Here is an 11,150-nt window from a genome sequence, read left to right as displayed (position 1 = left end):
GATTTCCACAGATTTTTTTCGATTCCGATGGGATAGGATCGCATAGTCAATCAAGCGAAGCGCATACTCTGTGACCTCAAAAAAGGTCAGCTATAGAATGATCGATTGAAGTTCTACAATTGATCGGATATCCTATTTAATAGACTCTCCCTTTTCTTTGTGGTAGAAACCTTTGCGTTACTTCGTGTTCTTTGTGGTTTAAAAACAAAAAAACCTTCGAGTACGCCGCGGCGCTCCCAAAGGTTTGAAATTCCAATTAAACCTTCGAGGTTCTTGAAAACCTCAAAGGTTTATGAACTTACTTTCTCGCCAAAGCTCTTTTTGCAGCTTTCACAATATTCTCAGCATTCAAGCCGTATTTTTCAAGCAATTGAGTGGGGGTTCCCGACTCGCCAAAGCTGTCATTGACACCTACATATTCCAAAGGAGCAGGATTATGTCGGATCAAAGTCTGAGCAATGCTGTCGCCCAAACCACCATTAATCTGATGTTCTTCGGCAGAAACGGCGCAACCGGTCTTTTTCACTGATTCCAATATCGCTTCTGTGTCCAAAGGTTTGATGGTGTGGATGTTGATCACTTCGGCGTAAATTCCTTCCTCACGCAGCATGGCTTCTGCAACTACCGCTTCCCAAACCAAATGCCCGGTTGCGAAGATGGTCACGTCCTTGCCATCGATCATTTTCCAGGCTTTTCCGATCTCAAACTTCTGATCGGCAGGAGTGAAGATTGGCCAGCTTGGTCGTCCGAATCTCAGGTAAACCGGGCCTTCGTACTCAGCAATTGCCAATGTAGCGGCTTTCGTCTGATTGTAGTCGCATGGGTTGATCACCGTCATGTGGGGGAGCATTTTCATCATGCCCAAGTCCTCCAAAATCTGATGAGTTGCTCCATCTTCTCCAAGTGTCAAACCTGCGTGTGAGGCACAGATTTTCACATTTTTGTCGGAGTAGGCCACTGATTGACGGATTTGGTCATAGACTCGTCCGGTGGCGAAATTTGCAAAGGTACCTGCAAAAGGAACCTTACCTCCGATAGCCAAACCTGCCGAAATACCGATCATATTGGCTTCTGCAATTCCGGTTTGGAAGAATCGGTCCGGGAATTCCTTTTGGAAATCACCCATTTTCAGGGAACCGATCAAGTCGGCACAAAGTCCTACTACGTTGGGATTTCTTCTTCCTGCTTCCAGGAAACCGTCACCGAAACCGGAGCGGGTGTCTTTTTTTTCTGTATAGGTAAATTTTAAGTCTAAGCTCATCTTCTTGTGTTTTGGGAATGGGAATTAATAATCGCCGAGGGTTTCTTCCAATTGACCCAATGCTTTGGCCAATTGTTCGTCGTTAGGCGGCGAACCGTGCCACTTGTGCGTGCCTACCATGAAATCGACTCCGAAGCCCATTTCGGTATAGAGCAGGTTCAGGACAGGCTTTCCTTTTCCGGTTAAGGACTTGGCTTTTTCCAAGCCTTCCAAGACGGATTTCATGTCGTTGCCTTCTTTGATCTCATTGACTTCCCAGCCAAAGGCTTCCCATTTTGCCTTCAGGTTCATCAGATCCATGATCTTTTCTGTAGGACCGTCGATTTGCTGACCGTTGTAATCTACTGTGGCAATCAAATTGTCAACCTTATGGTGTGCCGCATACATGGCAGCTTCCCAAACCTGTCCCTCTTGCAATTCCCCGTCACCCATCATGACATAGACTAATTTGTCGTCTTTGTCGATTTTCTTCGCCTGAGCCACGCCCAATGCCACCGATAGTCCCTGACCCAATGAGCCGGAGGCAACACGAATACCCGGAAGGTGTTCGTGTGTCGCAGGATGACCCTGAAGCCTGGAATTCAACTTTCTGAAGGTCTTCATCTCCGCTACAGGAAAATAGCCGCTGCGCGAAAGCACAGAATACCAGCCTGCCGAAAGGTGTCCGTTTGAAAGAAAAAAGACATCTTCGCCTTTTCCGTCCATTTTGAAATTGGGGTCGTGCCTCAGCTGATCAAAGTAGAGCGCGACGAAAAACTCAGCACATCCAAGCGGTGCTCCCGGATGACCGGACTGAACGGCGTGAACCATTCGCAACACGTCTCTTCTGAGCTGGGTACAGATTTTTTGGAGTTGTTCAATTGATTGTTTTTCCATTACATCGGTTTATTTTAGGATTTGAGCAGTATGGTTTTTGGTATCGACTTTCTCGATCACTTCCGCAATTTTCCCCTGCTCATCGATCACAAAGGTGGTCCGGGCGGTGCCCATATACTTTCGGCCATACATGGATTTTTCAACCCAAGTACCATAGGCTTCATGCACTTTCAGATCGGTGTCGGCGATAAGCGAAAAGGGAAGGGATTGCTTTTCAATGAATTTTTGATGGGATTTTTCGGCATCTGAACTGATTCCAAGGACCACATATCCTGCTTTCAGAAGTGTGTCGTAATTGTCGCGCAGGTTGCAGGCTTGGGCGGTGCAGCCCGGAGTTGCGTCTTTGGGATAAAAGTAAAGTATTACCTTCTTGCCACGGTAATCGGAGAGTTTGATGGTTTCTCCTGTTTCAATTTTTGCTTCGAATGCTGGGGCCATTTGGCCTACTTCTAATGACATAATGATTTTGGTTTTGTGAAACAATGATTAGGAAATGGTGCCTTTCCATTCGGCAACGTTGCCGGCCATGTCGGTCACCTTGAGTAAAACAGCTCCCCGAAGTGGTTGTTTATTCAAAGTTTCAGACCAAATCACGGCTTGCTTGTGCTCATAGCGCATCAAAATCCATTTTCCATCTACAAAAGCTTCAAAACTCTTAATTCCGGATAGGTTATCCTTAATCGTAAATCTCATTTCCTGACCATTGACTCTAATCGGTGTAATTGTTGGTTTGACATCATCCAAGGCCAAAACAAAACTACCAAAATTTCTGGTTTTGAAGCGGATTTGGCCTTCTTCCCATTCCCCTCCGACAAAAGATCGGGAACCATTGGGTGAACGCGCGTACACATGGGTCCTGCTTTTGTTGCCCGTATAGCCACTTACATCCCAGGTCAGCTCTATTGGATTCCATAGGTACTCGTTGGTTTCATGCAGGCGGAGTACAGGCGCGTTTGCCGGCCCGGAAAGGTTTACTCTCAAGTATAAATCTTCCAAAAGGCTATTTTCTTCCGTTCGGATTTTAAGTTTGTCGATCGCATGCAGATGCTCTTTTCCAACCGGAAAATGTCCAATCAAGTCTGGTATCAGGATTTCTGAACAAAGGTCAATTTTGGAAGGGATTCCAAACCTCAGATCCCAAAGGTAAGTCCGGGTTTGTGAATCTTGATAGGCGGGGAGAATTTCGTAAATATTATTACCGATGAAAAACTTGGCCAGGCCCCCTTTATCTGTTTGGGCTACCCTGATTTTCATATGGTGTTTAAAATAACTGGTTTGCGCTGAAGCTGGAGCAGCCCCGTCAGCAATTGTGGAATCCAAATCTGTCCCTGTTAAAGTCAGATTTACGAGTCGCGAGTTATTATAAGTGTCCAGAAGTTTGATTTGGATTGTTTTTTTCTGTCCGCTTTCCAGCAAGAAAGTGCCTGTTCCCGGAGTATTGGGAGTGAAAAAATTGAATTTCAAATCTGCCTGATGGTAGAGTCTCGTGAATCTGTTCTGATGCGTATGGAGTAGAAAATGACGGGTGTAATTGAAATCCACCTGATCGATAAACAAGGAATAAAGCAGGCCGTTTTCGTCAGAAACTTCAAACTTTGGAAAGCCATTTTGATTTTCAGCCCCGTCCAACTTGTCATAGCCTTGGATTTCCAGTCCCACTTTTCCCGTAACCCGGATGGTTTCGGGGATTCTATAGCTTGCCCCGCTGAGTACAGGTGTCAGCTCGATTCGCTGAAATTTACCATTGACCCGGCTGTCAATTTCCAAAGGAACGATGGCAATTTTCTGAGGAGTTGGAGGGATGTTGTCCAGGATTTCTGTGAATCCAGCCAAGAGCGGATCCATCGCCCGATCCAAACTGTCACGGATTTCAAAATGGAGGTGTGGCCCGCCTGAACTCCCGGTGTTTCCTCCATTAGCGATCAACTCACCTTTCTTTACAGGGAGGTCACCCGGCTTTAAGTATACTTCCAATTCGTTCTGTTTCGCCTCATACATTTTCTCGCGCATCCACTCGGTTAGTTTGGGATTGAAATTCCGCAAATGGCCATAGAGCGTGATGTGCCCCGTATGATGTTTTAGATAGATCACATTGCCGTATCCGAAGGAAGACACCTTGATCCGGTGCACCCAGCCGTCGGCTGCTGCATAGATTGGCTCGCCTTCCATACCTCCAAACTTGTAATCCAGTCCGGTATGGAAGTGATTGGGTCTGAGTTCGGAGAAATTTCCCGAGAGGAAATTCCTGCTTCCGGGCTTTACAGGAGAGCGGAATAATCCTTTTTCAATTTGCTGAGCAGAAAGCCCAAAGACCAAAAGAAAGCTTAAAAGAAGGGTAATCGTGTGAAATTTATTTGACTTCAAAATCCAGCATTTTATCTGTTCCAACAAAACCGGTCAGGTGATCCCCAACTTTCACGGGCCCAACTCCGGCAGGAGTGCCGGTGTAGATCAGGTCGCCTTTTTTCAACGTGAAAAACTGAGAAACATAGGAGATGATCGTGGAAAAATCAAAAAGCATCAGGCTAGTGTTTCCCTTCTGTCTGAGTTCTCCATTGATTTCGAGGTGAAAGTCAATGTCTTTCAGGTCTTTAAAATCAGTGACCGGCTTAAAGTCACCAATCGGTGCAGAACCGTTGAATGCTTTTGCGATTTCCCAGGGAAGACCTTTGGCTTTGCATTGGTCCTGAAGGTCACGGGCAGTGAAGTCAATTCCCAAGCCGATTTCATCGAAATACCGATGGGCAAACTGAGGTTGGATGTATTTTCCTTCTTTGGAAATTTTGAGCACAAGTTCTACCTCGTGGTGAATATTTTCGGAGAAATCCGGATAAAAAAAAGGCGCACCAGCTTTCAAAAGAGCGGTGTCCGGCTTGAGAAAAACGACAGGTTTACCGGGTTTTTCGTTTTTGAGTTCTTCAATATGAGCGGCGTAATTTCGGCCGATGCAGATGATTTTCATAGTTGGTATAGGCTGTATTTACCGAAAAGCTAATTTGGTTTCAAGTCGTGAAAATAAGGATATCTGCATCAAAAATAGGGTTGAACAAAGGGAAACTGAGAACTTTTATTCGTAAGGTTTGAAGCGAATGAAGAGATTCCCCTGTTCGTCAAAAAAATCCAAATTACCCTCAGAGTTTTTTTTGTATTCCACAACTTTTGTGATCCAACTGAATGATCCTGATACACCGGGGTTTTGTGCAAGGCAAATTTTATCCATATCTAGGCGGTAAGTATGATCTGCTAATTGTATCTTTTTTACACCTACCTCTCCTAGTCCCAGAAGCAAGCTTGCACAACCACCTGATGTTATGAATGTCCGCGTGACTTTGTTTATTCTAAAATAGGTCTGAATGAAGGGTACTCCAGTGATTTCAACACTTATCCAAGTTCCTTCCACTCTTTCGATATAATCTTTATTTTTTTCAAGTATTGCCTTCATCTTAAGCTTCTCGGCTGGATTGCTTTCTTGAACCTCAACTTTAAGTTTATAAAAATTTCCTTCTTCAAAATCGAATCCTTTGATTTCGAAGTTTTCGCTTCTTCTATTCCATCTGGAATAGTCTAGATTCTCTGATTCTTGGGTTAAAAAGAAAATTCCTGCTTCTGCATAGGGGGGATAGGATTCATTTAGCAGATAGGGATAAACCCATATTGTTTTGGAATCCTCATTCAAACATGAAAAGAATAGAAGACTGAAAAAAATAAGTAATAGCTGTTGCTTCATATCAATTCAATTTTTCCCAAACCGCGACCTCTCCCTCGGTATCGCTGTAAAACGTTAGGACATTTCCTTCTCTTTTGAAATTGTTGCTCAAGCCTGGGTAAGGAAGTGTATCATGCCAATCTGGAAGACAAGCCTTTTGGGTCATCATTTTTGTTCCGAAAGATAAAACCTTATTAGGACCTACTTTTTGAATTTCTAGTGTTATGTTATTGCAGCCGTCAGAAGATCCTGCTATTCTGAAAATTCCTGGTAAAATAAATACTGATTGTCCTTTAGGGAATTTTTCATTGGGAAGATCACTTCCTTCGTATTTAATGACTTTCCATGTTCCTTCAAGAAGATCATAATGGTCCTTTTCTTCAGCCAATACTCTGACTAATTTTCTTTCAACTTTGCCAGTATTCCAGTCTTCTTTCTTTGAAACCAACAGCCTCTGAAGGTATGTTGGTTTAAATATAAAGCCTTCAATTTCCTGAGGAATCAATTCCCATGTAGATCTGTCAAAATTGAATTCTTCTTCATGTGAGATAGCGAAATCTGAAAAAACAGGCATAGATCCAGGCATTGAGTTTATAGGATAACTATACACCCAAAAGGTTTCTTCAATGCCTTGTGGCTCATCGTTTTCCGAACAGGAAGAGAGGAAAAAAAGGACAAGAAGTAAGTTCCAGATGCTGACCTTCATAGGAAAAAATACTTTTAGATTTAACCAAACTTAAATTCTATGGCTGAAAGCAACTCATTCAAAATTGCAAAATCTGAAATTTATATTCTCAGATTTTGCAAAGAGAAGTAAAAGGCTGAATCCTTTTCAAGCTTAAAACTTGATTTTTTTAACTTCTTTGAGAAGCTTCTCAGTCCATCTTTGATACATTAGACCAGTAGGGTGAAGTTGATCTTCCACCACCATTTCAGGCCTTGCACCGATGGCACGGTAGTCTTCCGTAATATCAATAAAAGTGATTCCGTACATTTTGCAGATGGCTTTTTTGGCTGAGTTATAGGTATCAATTTCCCTTGCCACTTTCCCTTGATCAGACTTTCGGTTGACTGCAAAAGGAGTTACGCCCCAATCAGGAATCGAAAGAACCACGACATGACTTGTGTTTCCCCTGGCAAAAATAATTGCACGGTTCAGCATCAACTCAAATTCTTTTTCAAAGTCTTCAACAGGTCTGCCACGGTATTGATTATTTACCCCAATCAATAACGTGACTAAGTCGTAGCCTTCACTTTTTGTATCGGCAGCCTTGATTCCCGCTTCCAATTCATCCACAGTCCAACCGGTTTTGGCAATGATCTGGGGATTGGAAAAATTTAACTTTCCTGACTTAGCTAGTGTATTTACCAATTGTACAGGGTAGCGGTCATTTTCAGGGACTCCTTCTCCAATAGTGTAGCTGTCGCCAAGTGCTAGGTAGGTTAGATTTTGTGCAAAAGATATTTCAGATAAAGTCATTAAAATCAGAAAGTTGAGGAAGGTGATTTTCAGGAATTTCATTTAGTACAAACTTTAATTAATTGACTGTTTTTTTAATTTCTTTCTTAGATTCTGATTCATAAAATTCTCTCTTGTCATCGCTATCAACTGAAATTAAAAGCTTGTAATGAGTCCAAGAGAATTGCGTCCGCAGTGCGGACGTATTTGGAAAAATCCGATAAAATTGCCTAAACCGCTCAAGCTGTCTATAGGTAAATGATTGGCCGTGATCGGGTTTGAGGGCAATGGCTATGTTTTTAATCAAGTATTGTCCATATTCCGCTCTTTCCTTTCCCAACTGCTCTTCTTCAAAAATTCGCTTCCCAATCTGCCAATACATTACCATTCGCTCGAAATTCACGGAGCGAACAGCACGATCCCTAGCTTGAAGAATGATCTCTTGAATGTCTTTTATCAAATGGGAAATTTCCATAGCCAACCATTTTGATTCTTTAAAATTAGCCAATTATAAAAAAACTGTCTCGATCATTACAAAGTTACCCGCATCCGCATCCATTCTGACTTTGGCACCCACAGGAATAATAAACTGCCTCGGAATGTGCCCAATCATTGCACCGGTGTAGGCCGGAATATTCAGGGGGAGGATATAGTGGTCCATGATCTGATCCACAGACAGAGAACCGTAACCTCCACCGGGCTTGCAATCTGTGCATTGACCGAAAATAAAGCCTTTGATCTTGGCTAAAGTGCCATTCAATTGAAGCGTACTCATCATTCGATCAATGCGATAGGGATCTTCTCCAATGTCTTCTATAAATAAAATAGAATCCTTAAAATCAGGATAATAGGGTGTTCCTGATAAAGAAGTCAATACAGTCAGATTTCCTCCCAGAATTCTCCCTTCAACGGTTCCACCTTTAAGGGTTTGAATCCGATTTCCTTTGGAAACGAGATCGTCGCCTTTGGTCAATTCATTTTGATAGGTTACCAATTCCTTCTCGAAAAAGACCTTTTCGAATTGCTTCACATTAAAGCTATTCCAACTTCCTGTGCCATTTTGACCATGAAAGGTGATCAAACCTGTTTGGCTGTAAATCGCACAGTGCAAAGCCGTGATATCCGAATAACCCAAAAGCGGCTTCGGGTTTTTTCGGATCAGATTGTAATCAATTAAAGGTAGGATTCTTGCGGCTCCGGAGCCTCCTCTAATGCAGATGACGGCCTTCACCTCGTCATCAGCAAACATGGCATTCAGATCCTTAGCGCGTTCTTCATCAGTTCCGGCAAGATGGCCAAATCGGTTTTTCAGGTTTTCGCCGAGTTTCACTTTGAACCCCAGTGCCTCCATCGCCTCCTTGGCGTAGGTGAATTCCATCCGATCGGCTGTGGCTGCCGAAGGACTGATGATTCCGACCGTATCGCCTTTTTGGATTGATTTGGGTAAAAGTGGTTTAAAGTCACTTAAATTTTTGAAATCAAAACCCAAAGCAGTAGTACTTGCTGCGAGCAACCCGAGAGATTTGATGAAAGTGCGCTTGTTCATGATTGGAGGATTTTGGGTGAAAATAAGTGCTTTTTTCTTTTGGTGAATGAAGAAAAAAAAGGACTTCGACTCCGCTCAGTCTGACAATCGAATTGCCATCAGCACCTGACCGACGAGAATCGGGAAGTTGGAAGAGACGAAATTTAAAATACAGTGCCTATCAGATAGATTCTCCTTCAAAATTTTCAAAAATATGCGATAGAAAAACCCTGCCAAATGACAGGGTCTGAACTCAATTTTTTAATTCAATAAGCAGCTTTTCCAATTGCCTGATCATAGGCTGAGATTCAGTTTCGAACTTGCTTTTCTTTTTCCTTAAGGTAAACCACATAATCCCTGCGACAAATAAAGTTGCACCTAAGTGGGCTACAAGTCTATACTGCAAAGCGAGTGGTGCTAGAACTTCCAAATACCCCAAATTAATTGCAACTGCTAATAAAACTCCATAAGTAATCATGTGTTTTTGTATGATTTTGCCTCGAAGATTTAATTTTCGAAGTTGGTCTTCGACATAGTTTCGCTGACTGTAGGATTCAGAGTCCTCAACCTTCTTCAGGAGTGATTTACTGTTGAGCCAAATCACCCAAGCCATTGCTATGGATATGATGACCAAAGTGAGGATACCGAGTACACTGTCCTTTAGTGGAAGTACATATACCAAGAAGGCGATTGTCAGCGGTGTGCAGGCCAATCCAAGAATCCATTCCAGTTTTTGTTTCTTCTCGGTGGCTTTCATTTGCTGAATTAGTTCGGCAAGGTCAAAATTATCGGCTTTTTGGCTTTGCCAAAGTTGTTGGATATCGTTGAAGTTAGTTTCCATGAGGTTGAGGATTGAGTTTTTGGGTTAGAGCTGCTTTGATACGGTTGACTTTGACCGCGACGTAGTTTTCAGAAATCCCACTAATCTCGGCTATGGATTTGTAAGCGGTATTTTCCAAAAGAAGTGTTGCAATCACCCGATCCAATTCAGGCAGCTCGTTGATTGCTTCGTAGAGCATTTGAATGCGGATTTCCTGCTCTGAGTTATAGTTTTCGGGTTCGCTCAAGTCCAGATTTTCCGGCATTTCCGTTTGTTTTTGATCTTTTTTCTTTTCCCTTGCGGCAAAAGTCAGGGCGGTATTGTATGCGATCCGATAGATCCAAGTGCTAATTTCGCTTTCGCCTTTGAAGCTGTCCAAATGCCGCCAAATCTTGATCAGAATTTCTTGGAAAAGGTCGTTTGCCTGTTCCTTTTCCCTCACAAAACCCAGGCAAAGACGGTACACCTTGTCTTTGTGACTTTGGTATAATGCTTCGAATTGAAGTTCTTTTGCGTTCTTCATTTGATGAATGCGGTCACTTTTTCCATAAACCATTCCGGGTTGTCCCACATAATGAAGTGGTGAGCCGTCGGCGCCATTTCAATTTGAACATTTTCCGCAAGTTGGTATTGGGTCTCAAAAGTTTTTTTGGCGCTTTCTTCAGTCAATCCGTAGGCTTTTCCTGAATACCAAGCTCCAAGAACCAAGATTGGTGTATTTATTTCAGGCAGATCATCTCGATAATCACTCGTCATCAGTTCGTAAAGTGCCTGACCTGTCGTCTCCCGATCACTTTCCATTGACCATTCAACTGCGATGGGTAGTTTTTCTTTATTAGTAGTCATCATCGGCATAGACGCTTCCTGTTGAGCTCGATATTGTTCAGCACTCTGAGCCATCATCAATTCCTTCATCTGAGTGGCCATGGCTGCCATGTTTTCTTCAGTTGCTGCGGGATTAAAGGCAGCGGAGTAAAAGGGAAAGGAGTCGACAATGATGGTACGATTGATTTTGTCAGGGAGGCTCCGGGAGAGTCTGAGCGAGAGAAATCCACCCAGGCTATGTCCGATTAGGGTTACTTTTTCAGTTTGCTTGTGGATGTAATCGGTGATCAGTCCTTCCATGGTGGCTAGGAATCCCGCCGGCATTTCGATTGCTGGATTGGTGCCAAAGCCAGGAAGGGTCAACACATGGCATTCGAAGTTTTTTGACAATTCGGCCACTGTCTCGTCCCAAACTTCCCCTGAAGATGAGAGTCCTGGAATGAAGATGATTTTGGGACCTTTTCCCGAAACTTTGACGTCTAAGCCTTGAGTAAATGCAGTGGATAAACTTCCAAAAAGAATAAAGTAGAGAAGAAATAGCTTTTTCATATTGTTTGCTTTTTTTCTTCTTTAGACAAAGAGGTGTTGGAAACCTTACAAAAATTTTAAAAAAAAATTAGACATAAGTATCAAGACACAAAAAATACCTCGAAATTTACTAACCGCTTACTAAATAAA

At 42.8% G+C, this 11,150-nt stretch carries 13 protein-coding genes; all 13 read right to left on the bottom strand.

The window, feature by feature from the left end; all coding sequences use genetic code 11:
* Positions 1-298 precede the first annotated feature (298 nt).
* Positions 299-1,261 (bottom strand): transketolase family protein, encoded by a 963-nt coding sequence (locus tag BLQ81_RS20385; RefSeq protein WP_092734472.1) that lies wholly within the window; start codon positions 1,259-1,261, stop codon positions 299-301.
* A 24-nt stretch (positions 1,262-1,285) separates the two neighbouring features.
* The gene (locus BLQ81_RS20380) at positions 1,286-2,137 is read right to left on the bottom strand and encodes a transketolase (protein WP_092734469.1); all 852 of its coding nucleotides are present in this window, start codon (positions 2,135-2,137) and stop codon (positions 1,286-1,288) included.
* A gap of 9 nt (positions 2,138-2,146) precedes the next feature.
* Complete coding sequence (gene bcp / locus BLQ81_RS20375; RefSeq protein WP_092734466.1) at positions 2,147-2,596, bottom strand: thioredoxin-dependent thiol peroxidase; 450 nt, start codon at positions 2,594-2,596, stop codon at positions 2,147-2,149.
* 27 nt (positions 2,597-2,623) lie between these two features.
* On the bottom strand, positions 2,624-4,501 hold the full coding sequence (locus tag BLQ81_RS20370) for a M23 family metallopeptidase (RefSeq protein ID WP_245693331.1): 1,878 nt from the start codon (positions 4,499-4,501) through the stop codon (positions 2,624-2,626).
* On the bottom strand, positions 4,488-5,099 hold the full coding sequence (locus tag BLQ81_RS20365) for a fumarylacetoacetate hydrolase family protein (RefSeq protein ID WP_092734463.1): 612 nt from the start codon (positions 5,097-5,099) through the stop codon (positions 4,488-4,490). The genes BLQ81_RS20370 and BLQ81_RS20365 overlap by 14 nt, the downstream gene beginning before the upstream one ends.
* 105 nt (positions 5,100-5,204) lie before the next feature.
* Positions 5,205-5,864: a hypothetical protein gene (locus tag BLQ81_RS20360; protein ID WP_092734460.1), complete on the bottom strand. Its 660-nt coding sequence runs from the start codon at positions 5,862-5,864 to the stop codon at positions 5,205-5,207.
* A gap of 1 nt (position 5,865) precedes the next feature.
* Entirely contained in the window at positions 5,866-6,348 is a 483-nt protein-coding gene (locus tag BLQ81_RS20355; protein WP_139183690.1) for an META domain-containing protein, read from the bottom strand.
* A gap of 333 nt (positions 6,349-6,681) precedes the next feature.
* A complete protein-coding gene (locus tag BLQ81_RS20350) occupies positions 6,682-7,365 on the bottom strand; it encodes an SGNH/GDSL hydrolase family protein (RefSeq protein ID WP_092734453.1) in 684 nt (227 codons plus the stop codon).
* 16 nt (positions 7,366-7,381) lie between these two features.
* Positions 7,382-7,777 carry a DUF1016 N-terminal domain-containing protein gene (locus BLQ81_RS20345; RefSeq protein ID WP_092734478.1) on the bottom strand — a complete coding sequence of 132 codons (396 nt, stop codon included), beginning with the start codon at positions 7,775-7,777 and terminating at the stop codon, positions 7,382-7,384.
* A 33-nt stretch (positions 7,778-7,810) separates the two neighbouring features.
* The gene (locus BLQ81_RS20340; protein ID WP_092734450.1) at positions 7,811-8,848 is read right to left on the bottom strand and encodes a S66 peptidase family protein; all 1,038 of its coding nucleotides are present in this window, start codon (positions 8,846-8,848) and stop codon (positions 7,811-7,813) included.
* Positions 8,849-9,080: 232 nt separating this feature from the next.
* On the bottom strand, positions 9,081-9,668 hold the full coding sequence (locus BLQ81_RS20335) for a hypothetical protein (protein WP_092734447.1): 588 nt from the start codon (positions 9,666-9,668) through the stop codon (positions 9,081-9,083).
* Positions 9,658-10,170, bottom strand: a complete 513-nt coding sequence (locus BLQ81_RS20330; protein WP_175454298.1) for an RNA polymerase sigma factor — start codon at positions 10,168-10,170, stop codon at positions 9,658-9,660. The genes BLQ81_RS20335 and BLQ81_RS20330 overlap by 11 nt, the downstream gene beginning before the upstream one ends.
* On the bottom strand, positions 10,167-11,021 hold the full coding sequence (locus BLQ81_RS20325) for an alpha/beta fold hydrolase (RefSeq protein ID WP_092734444.1): 855 nt from the start codon (positions 11,019-11,021) through the stop codon (positions 10,167-10,169). The genes BLQ81_RS20330 and BLQ81_RS20325 overlap by 4 nt, the downstream gene beginning before the upstream one ends.
* Positions 11,022-11,150: the final 129 nt, after the last annotated feature.

It is taken from the genome of Algoriphagus alkaliphilus (assembly GCF_900103735.1).
Taxonomy (GTDB): domain Bacteria; phylum Bacteroidota; class Bacteroidia; order Cytophagales; family Cyclobacteriaceae; genus Algoriphagus; species Algoriphagus alkaliphilus.
The sequence above is the reverse complement of the archived record's forward strand: the minus strand, read 5'-3'. Positions and strand labels throughout refer to the sequence as shown.